The 16,182-nt window shown below is 68.8% G+C and carries 16 protein-coding genes and 1 pseudogene; 8 read left to right on the top strand and 9 right to left on the bottom strand.

Features of this window, described 5'->3' with window-relative positions; translation table 11 throughout:
- The first annotated feature begins 110 nt into the window (after positions 1-110).
- Positions 111-515 (top strand): hypothetical protein, encoded by a 405-nt coding sequence (locus tag ACTMTB_RS16755; RefSeq protein ID WP_441146622.1) that lies wholly within the window; start codon positions 111-113, stop codon positions 513-515.
- Between the two features lie 118 nt (positions 516-633).
- Here the strand turns inward: ACTMTB_RS16755 and ACTMTB_RS16750 are convergent, their stop codons facing one another.
- Positions 634-1,839 (bottom strand): esterase-like activity of phytase family protein, encoded by a 1,206-nt coding sequence (locus tag ACTMTB_RS16750; protein ID WP_441146621.1) that lies wholly within the window; start codon positions 1,837-1,839, stop codon positions 634-636.
- 223 nt (positions 1,840-2,062) lie between these two features.
- Between ACTMTB_RS16750 and ACTMTB_RS16745 the strand changes: the two genes are divergently transcribed.
- Positions 2,063-2,248, top strand: a complete 186-nt coding sequence (locus ACTMTB_RS16745) for a hypothetical protein (RefSeq protein WP_441146619.1) — start codon at positions 2,063-2,065, stop codon at positions 2,246-2,248.
- 343 nt (positions 2,249-2,591) lie between these two features.
- Here ACTMTB_RS16745 and ACTMTB_RS16740 read toward each other — a convergent pair whose 3' ends face one another.
- The gene (locus ACTMTB_RS16740; RefSeq protein ID WP_441146617.1) at positions 2,592-2,816 is read right to left on the bottom strand and encodes a hypothetical protein; all 225 of its coding nucleotides are present in this window, start codon (positions 2,814-2,816) and stop codon (positions 2,592-2,594) included.
- A gap of 336 nt (positions 2,817-3,152) precedes the next feature.
- Complete coding sequence (locus ACTMTB_RS16735; RefSeq protein ID WP_441146615.1) at positions 3,153-5,627, bottom strand: low temperature requirement protein A; 2,475 nt, start codon at positions 5,625-5,627, stop codon at positions 3,153-3,155.
- Positions 5,628-6,078: 451 nt separating this feature from the next.
- Between ACTMTB_RS16735 and ACTMTB_RS16730 the strand changes: the two genes are divergently transcribed.
- The 3 genes from ACTMTB_RS16730 to ACTMTB_RS16720 all read left to right on the top strand — a co-directional run bounded on the left by ACTMTB_RS16730 (position 6,079) and on the right by ACTMTB_RS16720 (position 9,474).
- Complete coding sequence (locus tag ACTMTB_RS16730) at positions 6,079-8,607, top strand: alkaline phosphatase D family protein (protein ID WP_441146613.1); 2,529 nt, start codon at positions 6,079-6,081, stop codon at positions 8,605-8,607.
- 272 nt (positions 8,608-8,879) lie between these two features.
- Positions 8,880-9,065 (top strand): hypothetical protein, encoded by a 186-nt coding sequence (locus ACTMTB_RS16725; protein WP_441146611.1) that lies wholly within the window; start codon positions 8,880-8,882, stop codon positions 9,063-9,065.
- A gap of 85 nt (positions 9,066-9,150) precedes the next feature.
- Positions 9,151-9,474, top strand: coding sequence for an STAS domain-containing protein (locus ACTMTB_RS16720; protein ID WP_357606698.1), 324 nt, complete (start codon positions 9,151-9,153; stop codon positions 9,472-9,474).
- On the opposite strand, the gene ACTMTB_RS16715 is transcribed toward ACTMTB_RS16720, so the two are convergent.
- Positions 9,467-9,823 (bottom strand): PhoD-like phosphatase N-terminal domain-containing protein, encoded by a 357-nt coding sequence (locus tag ACTMTB_RS16715; RefSeq protein ID WP_441146608.1) that lies wholly within the window; start codon positions 9,821-9,823, stop codon positions 9,467-9,469. The two genes, ACTMTB_RS16720 and ACTMTB_RS16715, sit on opposite strands and share 8 nt — an antisense overlap.
- A pseudogene (locus tag ACTMTB_RS16710) lies at positions 9,777-10,267 on the bottom strand (DUF6010 family protein). The gene ACTMTB_RS16715 and the pseudogene ACTMTB_RS16710 overlap by 47 nt, the downstream one beginning before the upstream one ends.
- An 83-nt stretch (positions 10,268-10,350) precedes the next feature.
- Here ACTMTB_RS16710 and ACTMTB_RS16705 point away from each other — a divergent pair.
- Positions 10,351-11,334, top strand: a complete 984-nt coding sequence (locus ACTMTB_RS16705; protein ID WP_441146606.1) for a GlxA family transcriptional regulator — start codon at positions 10,351-10,353, stop codon at positions 11,332-11,334.
- Positions 11,335-11,807: 473 nt separating this feature from the next.
- On the top strand, positions 11,808-12,116 hold the full coding sequence (locus ACTMTB_RS16700; protein ID WP_441146604.1) for a hypothetical protein: 309 nt from the start codon (positions 11,808-11,810) through the stop codon (positions 12,114-12,116).
- Between the two features lie 123 nt (positions 12,117-12,239).
- On the opposite strand, the gene ACTMTB_RS16695 is transcribed toward ACTMTB_RS16700, so the two are convergent.
- The 4 genes from ACTMTB_RS16695 to ACTMTB_RS16680 form a co-directional block, all read right to left on the bottom strand.
- On the bottom strand, positions 12,240-12,812 hold the full coding sequence (locus tag ACTMTB_RS16695) for a GNAT family N-acetyltransferase (RefSeq protein ID WP_441146602.1): 573 nt from the start codon (positions 12,810-12,812) through the stop codon (positions 12,240-12,242).
- A gap of 131 nt (positions 12,813-12,943) precedes the next feature.
- Entirely contained in the window at positions 12,944-13,621 is a 678-nt protein-coding gene (locus ACTMTB_RS16690) for a DUF1062 domain-containing protein (RefSeq protein WP_441146600.1), read from the bottom strand.
- Between the two features lie 471 nt (positions 13,622-14,092).
- The gene (locus tag ACTMTB_RS16685) at positions 14,093-14,599 is read right to left on the bottom strand and encodes a serine hydrolase domain-containing protein (RefSeq protein ID WP_441146821.1); all 507 of its coding nucleotides are present in this window, start codon (positions 14,597-14,599) and stop codon (positions 14,093-14,095) included.
- A gap of 54 nt (positions 14,600-14,653) precedes the next feature.
- Positions 14,654-15,121, bottom strand: a complete 468-nt coding sequence (locus ACTMTB_RS16680) for a hypothetical protein (protein ID WP_441146598.1) — start codon at positions 15,119-15,121, stop codon at positions 14,654-14,656.
- A gap of 637 nt (positions 15,122-15,758) precedes the next feature.
- Here ACTMTB_RS16680 and ACTMTB_RS16675 point away from each other — a divergent pair.
- The gene (locus tag ACTMTB_RS16675) at positions 15,759-16,112 is read left to right on the top strand and encodes a hypothetical protein (protein WP_441146596.1); all 354 of its coding nucleotides are present in this window, start codon (positions 15,759-15,761) and stop codon (positions 16,110-16,112) included.
- Positions 16,113-16,182: the final 70 nt, after the last annotated feature.

The following is a 16,182-nucleotide window of genomic DNA, read 5'->3' as shown; positions in this document are numbered from 1 at the left end:
CTCGTCGTCGGACTGGTGGCGACCCCGCCGGACCACCCGGCCCGGGTGGCCGCGCGGCTCACCGCCGAGCTGGCCGGCCGGCTCTCCGAGCGGGTGGACGCCGGCGTGCGGTGGACCGTCCGGAAGGCTGGGGTGAGGTGGCGCCGCGCCGCGACGGCGGCGTTGAGGCGCTGCTCGACGATCTTGCCCAACGGCGCATCGACGATCGGTGGGACGTCGCGATCTGCCTGACCGACCTGCCGCTGCACACCGAGCGGGTGCCGCTGGTCGCGCAGACCTCCGCCCGGCGCCGAGTCGCGATGGTGTCCCTGCCCGCGCTGGGCCTGGGCCAGCTGCGTGCAGCCCGCGCGGCCGTTCCGGATCTGGTGAGCCGACTACTCACCGACGCTTCGGACTGCATTGCCGGAGAAGACAGCCACGACGGTTGCTGCCATCCGTGGAAGCCCGGCGTCCGCTGTATGACTTTTCGACTACGTCGAGCGGCACGTCGTCCGGCACGTCGACGGAATCGCTGAACGGGGCGTTCATTCCTCCGCCCGGCGCGGCGGCGGCGCAGATCAGGTGGTGGCGGCCGACTTGCGGTCGGCCGGTACGGGGTGGGCGGCGGATCGGGCCGCCCACCCGGGCATCGGGTCAGTAGCGACGCAGGATGCGCTTGTCCGCGTCCAGGCCGCGGTCCAGCTTGATCACGATGAACTCGTTGTTGTCCGCCTGTCCGGCCGTCCGGCCCGCGGAGAACGGGAAGTTGTTGTCGTTGAGGACGGCCAGCGTGCGGTCGTCGAGGATCACCACGTCCTCGATGGTCTGGAACGGGAACGTGAAGGTGCCTTCGAACCCGCCGACGTGCCGCGGGTTGGCGATGTTCATCAGGTCGGCGACCAACGTCTTGTCGAGGCGGCCGTCTTGGTCCCGGTCGCGCTTGTCGGCGAGGTAGATCTTCTTGACCTTCGCCGTGGCGCCCTGGCCGTTGTCCCGCTCGATGATCAGGAGACGGTCGCGGTCGACCATGATCGTGTCACCGATCGAGTGGTTGGGAGCGTCGAGCGCGTAGGTCCAGCGCCGAGCGGTGTATGCGTTCGTCTTGACGTCGAACTCGTTGAGCCGCAGGGTGCCCGCCGGGTCGCCGGCGACCGTACCCTCGAGCAGCGGGTAGAGCGTGCCGCCGTCGGGCGACTGGGCCATGCCCTCGAAGCCCTTGCTGCTGGCGAGGTTGGCCGGGGTCGTGCCGCGGGTCGGGTTCTCGGGAGCGAACACGCCCGGCAGCGGCGCCGGCGCCTGCAGTAGGCGGCCTGCCCGGTCGAAGTGCAGCAGGTACGGGCCGAATTCGTCACCGATCCAGTACGTGCCGTCGGCCGTCCGGGTGATCGATTCGACGTCGAAGTCGGCGCCGGTCAGCACGCGGTCGGCGCGGGTGAGCGGGAATGGCACCTTGCCGTACGGGTCGGTCAAGTTGATGCCACCGACCACGTCGACGGCGCCGTTGGTGAAGTCGGGCGCGACCCGCTGGACACGCAGCAGGAAGTCGGCACTGTTGGCCTTGTTGCCGAAGCCGTTGTCGGACAGCACGTCGAAGGTGCCGTCGGTGTTGCGGAGGACGCCACTGAACCCCTGGATCGGTTGCTCGGCGAACGGCGGGATGATGCCGTTGATGGGGGCAGTGCCGAGCGACGAGCCGGACGGTTCGCTGCCGGGAACGAAGGTCGTTGCCGGCAGTGCGGCGAACTTTTGCAACTCGGCCCGGTCCCACGTGCTCCGCTCGGCTGCGGACGCGGCGCCCGGCAGCGTCAGGGTCAGGGCGGCCATGGCCGCACTCAGGCCCACCCGCTTGCTTAGTGCCATCGATCCTCATCTCTTCAAGATTGGCCAGGTGTGTCTCGGTCGTGATCCGATGGCAAGGTAGAGGGGCGCAGTGAATTCGGATTGGCCAAAGGGGAATGCGCGTCCAAACCGTGTGATGACCCTTCTTGGCGACCTCGGCTTCGCACGCGACCTAGCGTCTGCGCCGTCATGGACGCGTCCTGAGGCCAGCCCGGGCCGAGGGCGACGCCCACAGGCCCTGGGCATGCTCGGCGCCGGCAAGGTGGGCACGGTGCTCGCGCGGCTCGCACTGGCGGCGGGCTGCGGGGCGCTCGTCGCCGGTTCGGGCGACCCGGCGAGGATCGCCCACCGCACTGACCAGGACTTCCTGCTCGGTGACCTCTTCGGCAACTCCGACGTGGTCACCTATCGCTGCTTTCGAGACGGCTAGGATTACAGCTCGCCGGTGGAACTGAGCCAACCTCCTTGTCCGCCGGGGCAGCCTCACCGCTTTGCGGCGGCCCGGTGTTAAAGCCCCAATCCTCGTCGCCGGCACCATGACAGCCCTCGGCGAAGCGCCGTTCGTCGACGTTCCAGCACCCGTCTCGGCGCGCTGCGCCAAAGTCGCCGAGGTCAGGGGAACTGCCGACGGGCCAATACGCGCGGTGATCGAGGCCGAGGCCGACCGGCGCGACGCACCGGCGTACGCATGGTCGGGGCCGACGAGCGATGGGAGCTGCTGACAGGGCTGAGCCCTGCCCGGGTGAGCCCACCGGCACGGTACGGCCGTGTCGTCACTGGTTGCCGCGCTGCGCGCCGCCTGGGTCGGCGGCCGGGTTCTCGTCCGCCGGCGAGGTGCCGCCCGACGAGATCCCGGCGACGCCCATCGGGGACTGGAACTGCTCGTCGGGCTTGGCCGGGTCGGCGTGGAGCTGGTCCGGTGCGCCGGGTCCGGGGTCGGCACCGCCGGCGTGTTCGTCGAGTTCGTTGGGCGGGGAGGGATCAACCGGGTTCGTCATGCGGACCAGGTACCACCACGGGAGCCGGCGAAACTCGACCACGGGATGGAGGTCGGGTCATCCGGGGCGGGACGGCCCGACACTGCGGGATCGGCCGACCCGGGCATTCGAGCTGGACCTCGGTGAGCCGGAGGCGTTGGGGGTGGGTTGCCTCGGAGATCAGCAAGATCATCGGGCATACGCCGGGCGCGACTGATGCCGACTAGGGGCTATCAACCGCGTAGGGCAGGGGAAGAACTCGCTCGGGTCAGGCGGCCAATCCGTCCGATTGGAGTTGATCAGGAGAACGCCGGAGGGGTTCAGGGTTCGAGTACCTGGCGTCCACTCAGTGGCAGGTCAGCCGTCCTGAGTGGGGCGGTTGTGTGGCCGGCCGGTCGACCTGGGAAATCGGAATGTGATCTTGATGCGGCCCTCATGGTTTCGCTGTGCCATTTCGATCATGGAGAATCCGACGGAGACTGCGGTCAGTATGGCCAGTGCGGTCAGCGCTTGGAGGTTGGCGGTGGCGGGCGTCAGTGCTGTCACTACCAAGGTCTGAGCGATCCGTGGCGGGTCAACGTGACGTGACAGCCGCCAGCGGAACCCCTGGTCCGCCAGCAGGTAGATAATGACGCCGCCGAAGAGGGCGAAGTGCGGGAGCAGGTAGACAGGGGCCCCGTCGAGCAGACCTTGGCTGCCCAGCACGGACATCGTCTTGCCCAGCCCGAGCGCGACCAGCACGACCCCGGCGACCATCGGCAGATGCAGAAGCGCGTAGGCGTCGGCGGCAAGTCTCGAGCGTCGTGCCGGTTCGCTGGCGGCCAGGGCCGGCTCGCCGTGGACCGCGGTTGTGCTGAAGTAGATCCACCAGAGTGCGGCGAGCAGCGCCGTGCCGAGACCGGCCGCGACGATGATCTGGGCGGAGATCGGTGTGTACACGGCGGCTGTGCCCATCGAGATGACCGCCTGACCGAGCGCGATGATGATGATCAGGCTGTACCGGTCGGCCCAGTGCTTCGCAGACCAGGCCGGCGGCAAGTGGGGCCCGACCAGTCTGTTGCCGACCAGGTCCACGGCGATGGCGGCGAGCCATAGCCCGGCACGGACCGGCGTCAGCAGCCGGACGTCGCCCGCCGGCTGCGGGATCAACGCGGCAGCCAGCAGAATGACCAGCGCGAGCATCGTCGGCACCGCGCTGCGCGCCACGCTGGCCCGCTGCGTGGGGGCCTGCCGGACGACGACAGTCCAGGATGTGCCGAGGAACAGCAGCCGGATCAGGGCGTAGCAGGCCACGAAGACAAGGGGCCCAGACAGACCACCGACGGCATCGTTGAATGCCTGCGGGCTGGCCAAGGTGATGAACGTGGTGAGTGCGACGACCAGCACCATCACCAGGCGCACCACGGGGTGCTCCGAGCGGACCCCGATACCCAGCCAGGTGTAGACGCACCAGGCGAGCCAGAGCACAACCAGCACCAGCAGCCCGCGCACCACCCCCCGCCAGGTCGGATCGCCGGACATAACAGCGGTAACCTGCAGGAACGCGTATACGAAGACCAGATCGAAGAAGAGTTCCTTCGGCGTCACACCGCCCTGCTTCAGCACGGGCTGAATCTCAGCGTGCAGTTGGCGGTGCCGGTGCCGGAAGACAGTCGCGTCGGCCAGCGCCATCGCGCCCACCGCGGCGGTGAGCAGGCCCACCTGGACCAGCACAGGAAGCTGAAGCGCGATCGGTGCGAGTGACCCGACGAGGATGACTCCGAGGACGGGTGACCGGCCCAGCAGGCGCAGCGTACGCAGCTCGAACAGAATCAGCCCGACAAGGTAGAGGATCACCCCGCCGTAGAGCACCAGCAGTCCCATCCTCCCGATCGGCATCTCCGACGCCAGCCGCAGCTCGTAGAGCGCGGTGTGCAGGCCGAGAGCGACGAGGACGAGGCCGGCCGTCATGAGCAGGTGCAGGAAGCTGTACGCGTCGCGTCCAAGAACGGTTCGCCGGGCCTCCGACACCCCTGCCATCGCCTGCTCCGCCGCGAACCTGGCGATGTCGAAGTAGGTCCACCACAGCGCCCCGGCAAGGACCACACCGAGCAGCGTGCCGGCCAACACCTGAACAGTGAGAGGTTGGGCCACTGCCGCCCCTTGGCTCAGGCCAATCGAAATGATCGCCTCGCCGAAACCGATCAAAATGATCAAACTGTGCCGCTCGGCCCAGTACGAGATGGACTTGATGTGCCAGCTGGCGCTGCCCAGCAGTAGCGTCCCGGCGTAATCGGCGACGATCACGCAGGCCACCAGCGTGAAGCGGACCCATTCGCGGGTCACCTCGCCGTGGACATGATCGGGAAGGATGGCGGCAGCGAGCAGCGCCAGCGAGCCCGCCAACCTCGCGGGCCAGGCTTTCCGAAGATTTCGCCGGGTTCCCGGTTCCACCACTCCGGCGGCGGTAGCGACGAAGAGAGGGCCATTGCGTGCAATCACGTAGCAAACCGCGAACACAACAGGCCCGTTGAGCCCACCTTCGCGGTCGACGAAGGCTTCCCGGGCCGTCAGAGCCATCACGAACAGCGTCGCGCTGATGCCAAATATGAACAACGGCATGACGCCCCGGTCCAGTCGGACCACGTTGCCGAGCCAGGCATAGGCCGCCCAGCAACCCCACAGCAGCACGAGCAGCAGCAGACCCCGAGGAACGCCCGCCGGATTGAACTGCTCGACCGCCAGCCCGGTGACGTTCAAAAACGCGAAAACGAAGATCAGGTCCAGGAACAGCTCCAGCCGAGTGACGCTGCCCTCCCCACGCGCCACCCGGACCGGACCGAAGCCTCCCACCGCCTCACTCTGTCAACCAGCCGACCCCGCAACAGGCGATCCGCCCAAGTCGCCCGCTGCGCCCGCCCGCACTCCCCGCGCCAGACGAATCTCACCGAACCGGGATGCCGCCGCGGTCCGCGACGGCCGGCTCATCGCCCGCCCGTCGTTTTCCAGCTCCAGGCCGTCCGCAAAGCCCGCACCGCCGGCACCCCCCCCACTGCACCTGACCACCACGAGATGGGTCAGTCCATCCTTGCTCCGCCACGCGTCACTCCTGCCCAAAGTTTCCGCGAGGCATCGGCGTGCAGGCTTGCGGAGGGCCTCAACCTGCGCCTCGTCTGCTTGTGTTGCCACCTGAGCGGAATTCTCACTCGCCGGACCGCTGTCCTTCACATGATCTTCAGGAGCCAGGCGGTCGGACTGTCGACGCTGTCGGGACTACTTCGTCTCGATCAAAGCAGGTGTGGCAGTGGCGGACGCATCCCCCATCAGCCGGCGACGGTTCCTGACCCTCGCGGGCGGTACCGCCGGCATGGTTGCCGTGAGCCAACTGGTCGCGGAGCTTCCTGCGGCGTACGCGGACGAACTGGACCCGGCGCCGTTCACCCTCGGGGTCGCGTCCGGCGAGCCGGACCACGAGAGCGTCGTGCTGTGGACGCGGCTGGCGCCGGATCCACTGAACGCGGTTGACGGCGGGATGTCGGCGTATCCCGTTCAGGTCGCCTGGGAGGTGGCCCGCGACCCGCAGTTCCGTCACGTGGTCCAGTCGGGTGAGGTGACGGCGGCCCCGGGGACGGCGCACACCGTGCACGTGGTCGTGGGCGACCTGGCCCCCGACCGTTGGTACTGGTACCGCTTCCGCGCCGACGAGGTGTACAGCCGCACCGGACGTACCCGGACCATGCCGCCACCCGGCGCCAAGTCCGACCACATGCGGTTCGCCTTCGTCTCCTGCCAGTCCTGGGTCGGCGGTCCCTACCCGGCCTACCGGGACCTGGCCGCACAGGACCTCGACTTCGTCGTCCACCTCGGCGACTACATCTACGAGACCACCAACGGCAGCCTCACCGAGTTTCGCCGGCTGCACGCGCTCTACAAGACCTCCCCGGACCTGCGCGCCGCCCACGCCCGGTTCCCGTTCGTCCTGACCTGGGACGACCACGAGGTGCAGAACAACTACGCAGGCTCCATTCCGCCCGGCCCGGCCGACGGCCGGCCCTTCCTGGAGCGACGCGCCAACGGCTACCAGGCCTACTACGAGCACCTGCCGCTCCGCCCCGAGCAGCGCCCCACCGGGCCTGACATGCTCATGTACCGCCGGGTCAACTTCGGCCGGCTGGCCCAGTTCAGCGTGCTCGACACCCGGCAGTACCGCAGCGACCAGGCGCTGGGGGACGGGCGTAAGGAACCGACCGGCGAGGTCTTCGATCCGACCCGCACCATGACCGGCCCGGAGCAGGAGCGGTGGCTGCTCGACGGGCTGAGCCGGTCGAAGGCACGCTGGAACGTCATCGCCCAGCAGACCATCATGGCCGCTTTCGACTACGACCTCGGGCCCGGGCAGATCGTCAACCTGGACCAGTGGGACGGGTATCCGCCGGCGCGGTCCCGCATTCTCGACTTCATCGCCACGCGGCAGGTCTCGAATCCCATCGTCCTCAGCGGGGACTGGCACACCCACTGGGTCAACGACCTGAAGACCGACTTCACCGACCCGGGCTCGAAGACGGTCGCCACCGAGTTCGTCGGCACGTCGATCTCCTCCGGCGCCGGGTGGGACGCCGACGTCCGGGCCGGCCTCGCGGCCAACCCGCACGTCAAGTTCTACAACGGCAGCTATCGCGGTTACGTGATCTGCGACGTCACCGAGCAGCGCTGGCGGACCGACCTGCGCATCGTGTTGAACGCCCGAGACGCCGCCTCGCCGGCCTACACCATCGCCGCGTTCGAGGTGCTCGGCGGCGCACCGGGAGCGCACCGGATTGACGCCGGCGACGGCATCATCGCCCGGGTCACCGACGCAGCCACGGGCGCCGCCCTGCCCAACGTGCAGGTGACGGTGACCGCGACGGACGACATCCCGCCGGTGGCGAGCACCACGGACCCGTCGGGCGAAGTGCTCGCCTTCGCCCCGCCCGGCAGGTACACCGTCGCCGTGAACGGGGTCGGCTACGAGCCGGTCAGCCATCCCGTGACTGTCATCGAAGGCGTGCCGACAAAGCTCGACCTGCCGCTGCACCGGGCCGCGACCAGGGCCGGCGCCGGTCGGACGATCCCCGGACCCCAGTCCCAGGCCGGCACGGCCGACCTGGTGCTCGGCAACGACCTGATGGCGCTGGCCGTCTCGGCCGGCACCGACGACCCGCAACTGTCCGGAGTCACCGTCGGCAAGCCACTGGACCTGGCTGCGGTCGGACACCTCGACCAGCTCGACTGGATCAACCTGCCGTACGCCTCGGCGACGCAGCCCCGCGGCGGCAACGCCTGGCAGCAGCGCACCGTCCGGTCCACCACCGTGGAGGTGCTCTCCGCCGGCGGCTCGGCGGCGACCGTACGAGCCACGGGCGCCAGCACCGCCGTGCCCGACCTGCGGGTCGTCACGACCTACACCATCCAACCGAACGAGCCATGGGTGACGGCGGAGAGCGCCTTCACCAACCTCGGCACGGCGCCGCGCACCTTCTGGACCGGCGACGCGCTCGACCACGACGGCGCCGGCCAACGCAGCGGCGTCCCGGGGCACGGAACCATCACCAGTGGCACCCCGGCCGACTACCCGCCCACCGCGCCCTGGCTCGGAATGACCGGCTCGGACCGGCAGACCTACGGACTGCTCTACGAGGACACGAGCTTCGTCGCGTACGCCGCCTACAACTGGGTGATGAGCCAGCGGCAGGTGACCCTCGCGCCGGGCGAGACATTCACGCTGCGGCGCCGGATCGCGGCCGTCGACTGCGGCGACGGCGCTGACCCGTTCGCGGTGCTCGACCGACTCTGACGGTTCGACGTGGGCGGGCAGCGGAGAACTGCCCGCCCGTGCTCGTCGACCCGCCATGAATGCCTCGACCACCTGCCCGTAGTCGGTGAGGCCTACCTGCGGGACCGCTTGCGTCCAGACCGAGCCCGTGATCGCAGACCGTCTCGAACAGTGGCCGAAATGGCCGAGCCGCGAAGTCGGGGCGCACGCGCAAAGCCAGCAGCAGGCGCCAGCCCGGGTCCAGCGCCCGGGCGAAGACTGGATTCGACAGCGCCGACCAGTCAGGTTCCAGAATGCTCTCTCTTGTGGTGGCCGTACTCGCCCTGCTCGGCGGCATGACATGGCTTGTCATGAGTCAGCCGGGTGCGGGCAATCCTGTGCTCAATCGACCGCTGATCGCGACGGGGCTGCTGTTCTGCGTGATCACCGCCGGTCTTCACGCTCATCGCGGCGGTCGTGACCTGGCCGTGACCAGGTGAACTTTCTCCGAGAACACTCGACCCTCCCGCGGCGCGGACCCTAACCTGACGATTCGGAGAACACCGGGTAACGGAAGGTAACGCGATGACCGCCACCACGGTCGACATCAAAACCAGACCCGACGGCACCCTCGTCATCCACCCCTACGGCGTCCTCGACGCCGCGGACGCCCTCGGGCTGCGCCGCACACTGGTCCAGGCCATCCGGCACACGCGGCCTCTGCGCCTGGTCATGGACCTCGCCGACGTTCAGGACCTCGACCCGATCAACCTCGGTACTCTTGCGGCCGCCTGCCACCTCGGTGACGACCACAAGGTCGCCGTCTACCTCGATCACTCCTCCGCGTCCCTCGCGGACCTGCTGGCAGCCGCAGGCGTTCCCCGGAACCGCCTGCGGCACATCACCTGACTTCGAGCATGAGTTGCCTCGACAACGCCGGAACGTGCCGGTAAGGGTGGCGTGCGCCCGCCTCGGTCTTCACCGCGGCGACCTGCCACACCACCGGCACGACGTGCGGCGGCATTCCACCGGTCCCGTCAGCAGCGAGCGGGTCCGGGGCCAGGCGGGTCCACAGTACGACGCCGTCGGGGAGCGGATCCCCGGAGGCGACCCCGAGCGTGAACGGTTCATCGGTGAAGTCGGGCTCTGCCCACCAGGTGCGGACGAGAAGCCGGCGATGGCCGCGGCAACACCTGCTCCTGCCGCGCCTGTCAGTCCCAGGAGTGCGCGCCGGCTGGCTGATCCTGGTCGTGACCACGTCTGGTTCCGGCTAACGGGCAGTGGGCCCAGCCTTCACCCGGCTCGGGGTGTCGCGGGCGGAGGCGGTGCAGCTGTTCCGTCACCGACCAGCCGCCCGTCAGGCACCACAGGGCGATGACCGGGTCGCAGATGGCGCAGCCGTGCGACGAGCCGGGCACGAACGGGATGATTGGGGCTCCCTCAGGTGGTGGAGGACATCCCAGGCGGTGTGCAGCAGCCAGCCGACGCCGATCCATGTCCAGGACCTCAGCCCCCGCCATGCGACGTAGACCATCAGGGCGACGAAGGGGAATTCCCATGCCCCGACACCACCGCCGCTGAGGTACGCCGCTCCGGCACCGCCCACCATGACCGCGTTGACGTGGCGTCGGTGCGGCTCGCGGATCAGCGCGTTGAGGCCCACGTACAGGGCGCCGATGAGCAGGGGCACGAGAATCGTCATGGCGGTCGAATCTAGGGCCGAGTCGGTGCCCCTGACAGGGGGCGGCGAGCCGACAGTCGACGGATTCGCGCCAGGATGTTCCCATGCACGATGTGGTGGTACTCGCCTACGACGGCGTCGTCCCGTTCGACCTGTCCGTGCCGGTGGAGGTGTTCGGTCGGGTGCGCCTGGCCGACGGCCGTCCGGCCTACCGGGTCCGCGTCTGTGCGGCCACGGCCGAGGTACGCGCCGGCGCGGTCGGCCTTCGGGCGCCGCACGATCTCACTGCGCTGGCCGAAGCCGGCACGGTAGTCGTACCGGGAATGGCCGACCTCGACGAGGCGGTGGACGTCGGGATACTGGAAGCTCTTTCCGCCACTGCGGCCCGGCTGGTGTCGATCTGCACCGGGGCTTTTCTGTTGGCCGCCGCCGGGCGGCTCGACGGTCGCCGGGCCACCACCCACTGGGCCGCCGCGGCCGAGCTCGCCCGCCGCTGTCCCGACGTCACCGTCGACCCCGACGTGCTGTTCGTCGAGGATGGACCCGTGCTCACCTCCGCGGGCGCGGCGGCCGGACTCGACCTGTGCCTGCACATCGTGCGCAGCGACCACGGCGCCGCGGTCGCGGCCGAGACCGCGCGGAGCTGTGTCATGCCGCTGGAGCGCGCGGGCGGCCAGGCGCAGTTCATCGCGCACGAGCCGCCCCCGCCGGCCGAGAACGGTCTGCAACCGCTGTTGGCCTGGCTGACCGACAATCTGCATCGTCCGCTCACTCTGGCCGACATCGCCGCGCACGCCGCGATGAGCACCCGATCCCTCAGCCGGCATTTCCGAGACCAGACCGGCACCACGCCGCTGCGGTGGCTGAACCGGCAGCGGATCCGCCGCGCGCAGCAACTGCTGGAACGCACCGACCAGCCAGTGGAACGAATCGGGACGCTCGTCGGCTTCCCCTCACCGACGGCCTTCCGCGAGTCCTTCCGCCAGGTCGTCGGCGTACCGCCCCGCGTCTACCGCGCCGCGTTCCCACCCGCCGAGCGGCGACAATCGCGGGTCGCGCAAGGCAAGGTCACGACCCGCCGTCTATGACGGTCTCGGATGGAGAGCGCCGCGGCTTCTGGTGAATGCGGGTGAACGGTGCAACGTTCCTGATACAACGAGCGGTTCGCTCCCGGCTCCGCGATGGTGCGCTGGCGTACCGAGCCGAGGAAGCGGTGGTACAGCGGTAAGGGCGGGGTGGCGAGGTCACGGCTCGCGGCCGCCAGGCAGGAGCCAAGGCAAACAGCCAGATTGGTTCGTGCCCTCCGACGGTCGTGTCCGGATAGGGCCAACCGCGCTCACGGTACCGGTCCGGCAGTGGGTCACCGCCGTGGCGGCGCTCGCCACCGTATGGCTGGTGTGCGCCTGCTGCGGGTTCGCCGTGGTCCTCGACGAGAATGATGACTTGCTCTGCTTCGCCGCCCGCGACAGCGAGGTACTTCCACTGCCGCCAACGCTGCACCTGAGGTCAGCCGACAATTGCGCCGACGGCGGCAGCAGCGGCAACTGCACGGCGGTTTGTGGTGACGGCCACCAACGGAGCCACCCGCGCGGCGATGGTAGCCCAACTCGTCGACCACCTGCGCCGCCTCGGGTGGCCCCTGCTGCTGCAGCACTCCGTCTATCACGGCTGCCGCGAGACCGGCGGAATCCTGCCGTGGACACCACACTACCTGTGGCTGTACGCCGACGCCGAGCCCATGCCGGCACGGCCGGCAACCCCTCCCGAGGCAGTCATCGTCTACATCGGCCACGTTGGGAAAGAAGACATCCCTCTTAGGTCACGCGACGGCAGCGGCCTCACTCCTTTCACGACCGGGCGCCGGGCTTGATCCGGTTGTTGTGACACTGCGTAGCGCCGCAGTCGGCGGCATGAGAATGCCCGATGCCGGCCCCTCGACGCAGCGAAGCGAAGCACCCGGATGCCGGGCGACGTCGCGCGAGGGAGCGAGGACTCAGCGGGCGGGCACCGGCTCGGACGACGGCCGCCACCCTCGCCTGATCAGCCCGTAGACCCACGAGTCAGAGACCTCGCCGTTCACGACGCAGTCTTCGCGCAACGTCCCTTCACGCACGAACCCGAGCTTCTCCAGCACGCGGGCAGATGCCACGTTGCGTGTATCGGTCTCCGCCTGGACGCGATTCAGGTCCAGCGTGTCGAATGCCCACCGCAACAAAGCGCGCACGGCCTCCGTCGCGTAGCCGTGGCCCCACGCTGCATCGTCGAAGCAGTAGCCCAGCGATGCGCTGCGGTAGTCCGGATTCCAACGGGTCAGGCTGCACCAGCCGATGAACGCCCCGTCGGAGTCACGATCCACGGCAAGCCGCGCCCCGGTGCCCCCCTCTGCCATCTGCCGGCAAGCCGTGATGAACCGCTCAGAGCGGACGCGTTCGCTCCACGGTGGCGCGTCCCAGTAGCGCAGCACGTAGGCGTTGCTGTGCAGCGCGAAGAGGTCGTTCGCATCCGCGTCGTCGAAGGGACGCAGTCTAAGGCGAGGGGTGTGCAGCGTGGGGGTGGGCAGCGCCATGGGCGTCATGTTCCCTCCTGATTGGTGGCCGATCAACCAGACATCCGGTCCCGGCCACTCGCAATGGGTTTTCCCGGCGGGCGGAAGGACGCACGCTCATCGGCACGTCCGGATGTATGCACCCCGGGCGATCACCTTCGTGGCCGGTATCGGGCCGGCCCTGACCTTCGTTCGCGCCCGGTCATGAGCGACCGCGCGCGGACCGCCGCGTGATGCAGTCCGGGGCAAGGCCACCTTGCCTCTCGCTCCGGCTCAGGCCCACGGCGGCGGCTGATAGCAGGACGAACGAGAAATCCCTGTGAGTTCTGCGGTCCAGCGCAATGCCGATCTTGACGCGACGAGCGATTTCCCCGCGGCTGATGCCCAGCCCTCTGGGTGATGAGCCGTTCGGGGCCAAGGGGCACGGGGTCGTTGAAGATGACCGAAACCTGGACGGGCCAGGGGCTTTCGGGAGGGGACGGGGCGAGCAGTTCACAGGATGAGTCGAACCGGTTGCGCCGGTCGATCAACGGGTCGAGAAGGACGCGGGCGACAAGGGAAGAGGAGTTGCCGGAGTAGCCCTCCAGCAGGATCGGATCCAGGTACCGGACCGGGACGCGATCGTGAACGGTGGTTTTGCTGGTGCGGTCGCAGGAAACGCAGGCGACCAGGAGCCAGATGTCGAGGAGTTTGCCGGCGGCATTGACGCGGAACTTCCCGTCGCCGGTGCTGGCGAGGCCGTAATGGCAGTGGACGCAGCGGAACGCGAGCAGGGGAAGGAGCGTGCGCCGAACGGTCTGGGACAGCACGATATGAGGACGCGTAGACATGATCTCTCTTAAGACCTGACGAAAGGCATGGGAAAAGAGCCGACGGCGACGTCGGCGACCGATGCACGGGGAAGGTGTCAGGTCTAAAGAGCAGGCGGCGTCACGCGGGGTGAAGTCCTCTTGTGAGTGGGTCGGAGAAGAAGATCCAGTTAGAAGGTAAGGCGGGAGGGGCTGGCAAGGCCACCCAATTTTTCCTGGTGCCGAACACTGAGGGGCGAAGTCAGCGAGCTGGGCGTCGACCACGCGCCGGTCGCCGCCGCGGCCCCTTTCTGCCGTATTCCGGCCGCCCCCCGGGTGGGACTTGTTCCCTCCCGCTGGCCTTCACCCTGGCAATGAGAGTGCGGCTGGTCGTCATCGCGGCAGGTCCCGCCCCCAACCGGGAGAACTCCTTCGAGTGAGTAGTCACTGGCCGGTCTCCGGGCGGCGCGTGCGGACACCGTCGCCTGACGTGGCTGTCTCCGGCCCCCGCGGTCAGTCGTCGATCGCCTGGTAGACAGCGGTCCAGAAGTCGTGCCACATCGGCAGCCTCTGGTCGCCCGCGTGCGCCCGCTGCATGATGAAGATCGTCGTCATGTCCTCGGCGGGATCGTTGCACCAGGCGGTGCCGTAGTAGCCGGGCCATCCGTAGCTCCCGACCGATGGGCCGAGGTGCGTGCGGGTGCGGACCGACATCCCGAAACCCCAGCCCATGGTGTCGAAGTACCCAGGCCAGAACCCGGAGACCGCCTTCTGGGTCGGGGTCAGGTGGTCGCTGGTCATCAGGGTCACCGACGGCCGCGAGAGCACCCGCTCGCCGCGGTAGGGGCTGCCCGCGAGCAGAGCCGTGGCGAAGGCAAGGTAGTCGTCGGCGGTCGAGACGAGCCCGCCGCCACCTGATTCGAACGCCGGTGGCCGACTCCACTGCCCGTCGGGGACGTCTTCGACGACCGGCTCGCCGGTGGCGGTATTGTCGCGCCGCCGACCGGGCGCAACGCGAATCGACGAGGCGCGGTGTGCCGAATCAAGTCTCGAGCGGACTACGCAGCCGGCTGATCAGTAGTGGGCGAGGATCTGCGTGACAGGGTGGCCGAGAAGGGTGGCCACGTCGGCGAGTTCCTGGGCATCGAGTTCGTACTTCGCGCGAGTCGGGTTCATGGCGCACACCTCGAATCGCGCGAAGCCGACCGGCCAGTCGAAGCGGAGTGTGACCAGTGAGACGACCGCAGCGCAGCACGGCACCGTCGTATCCAGGTTGTCGAAACTCTCGCCGCTCTCCTCGATCAGATCGTAGAACCACTCGATATCGATCTCCCCGACGCAGCGCGAGCACGTGATCCGCGTGGTGTTCTCGCCGGCGTCGATCAGAGTGACTTTGTCGTAGAAATCGTGGTCGACATGCTCGACGTCGTCGTCAGGACCGGAAAATAGCCGAGCGACGTAGGCCACGGCCGCGGCAGCGGCCTCGGGGGTGGGCTGCCAGTTCAGGTCCGTCGGGATCAGGCGGATGTATCCATCACTCACGGCAGTCAGGATGCCTTGCCTGATGCCCTCATCAACGCCCGGGCTCGAGATCGCACTGTTCCTGGACTTCCTTCGGGCACTGCGAAGGCATGAGCTGGTGCTAAGCCAGCGGGACGAATGCCGTTCCGAATGGAACACCCGCCACCTCCACGCCGTCCGCGAGCGCACCGGCAGCCGCGGCTGAGCCTATGGGGATACGCACATACCGCGCTCGGGTGTCCCTCGCCGACTCTTAGCGTCCTGTCGTCGGCAAGACCGCGCGCCGAGCGCAGGCGCACGCCCGTCACGCACCGCGACGCTCGGTTGGCGGCATGAGCGAGCGCTCGTCCAGCCCAGCGCCGGCGCCGCATCCGGCGCTCGTCTTATGGATAGCCGGGCTGCGGAGATGAGCCGGCATACCGCGGCCAGCCACTGGACGGATGTCGGCGAGAATCTCCACGTGCGTCATCTGAGTCGGGATCAGCTCTCCGCTTCACCGCTGCCCGCCGGCCCCTTGGCCGAGGCGTGGAGCACCTACCTGACGTGCTGGGCGCAAGGGCGGCGCCGTGACGCCTTGGCCAGCGCTAGCCAATTCGTTGACCTCCTGTCTGCCGCAGGGCTCGGCCCCTGCGCGGCTTTCGCCCGGTGGGTGTGCGCGATGCTGTTCGACAGCAGTGACTGGTGGGCCGGACAGTGGGGCGGCGGCATGATCCTGCGCAATGCCCGCTGGGAACGGCCAGCGGAGCTGGCGTTGACCGTCCACCCGATCGTCGTTCGGGTCCTCCTGCCCTACCTGATCGACGGGCTGCACGAACAGGACGGCCCACACCTGCGCTGGATGTATCAGTTCGCAGTCGGCCAGAGCTACCGGCTCCCTCCCCGCGAACGGCACCAGATGACGGCCGCCATCGAAGCCCGGTGCGGGCTCGCGGCACCACCGATCGCGTTACTGCAACACGCCGCCGACGACCCTAGAGCCCGTCGCATGCTGCGGGACGCGGAGACCGACTGACCCACGCCAGGCCATCGCCGCAGCAGCGACCAGCACGCCGGAAGCGCGCCTGTTCGTCTCCCTGCCCCCG

Origin of the sequence: Micromonospora sp. L32 (assembly GCF_052068055.1) — a bacterium.
Classification (GTDB): Bacteria; Actinomycetota; Actinomycetes; order Mycobacteriales; family Micromonosporaceae; genus Micromonospora; species Micromonospora purpureochromogenes.
This window is presented reverse-complemented; position numbering and strand designations above follow the sequence as displayed.

What these genes read in the sequence shown, in the direction of transcription:
- ACTMTB_RS16695 (WP_441146602.1), bottom strand. Translation starts at nt 12,812, where the DNA reads ATGGCGCTGCCCACCCCCACGCTGCACACCCCTCGCCTTAGACTGCGT.
- ACTMTB_RS16750 (WP_441146621.1), bottom strand. Translation starts at nt 1,839, where the DNA reads ATGGCACTAAGCAAGCGGGTGGGCCTGAGTGCGGCCATGGCCGCCCTG.
- ACTMTB_RS16675 (WP_441146596.1), top strand. Translation starts at nt 15,759, where the DNA reads ATGCTGTTCGACAGCAGTGACTGGTGGGCCGGACAGTGGGGCGGCGGC.
- ACTMTB_RS16720 (WP_357606698.1), top strand. Translation starts at nt 9,151, where the DNA reads ATGACCGCCACCACGGTCGACATCAAAACCAGACCCGACGGCACCCTC.
- ACTMTB_RS16725 (WP_441146611.1), top strand. Translation starts at nt 8,880, where the DNA reads ATGCTCTCTCTTGTGGTGGCCGTACTCGCCCTGCTCGGCGGCATGACA.
- ACTMTB_RS16745 (WP_441146619.1), top strand. Translation starts at nt 2,063, where the DNA reads ATGCTCGGCGCCGGCAAGGTGGGCACGGTGCTCGCGCGGCTCGCACTG.
- ACTMTB_RS16690 (WP_441146600.1), bottom strand. Translation starts at nt 13,621, where the DNA reads ATGTCTACGCGTCCTCATATCGTGCTGTCCCAGACCGTTCGGCGCACG.
- ACTMTB_RS16705 (WP_441146606.1), top strand. Translation starts at nt 10,351, where the DNA reads ATGCACGATGTGGTGGTACTCGCCTACGACGGCGTCGTCCCGTTCGAC.
- ACTMTB_RS16740 (WP_441146617.1), bottom strand. Translation starts at nt 2,816, where the DNA reads ATGACGAACCCGGTTGATCCCTCCCCGCCCAACGAACTCGACGAACAC.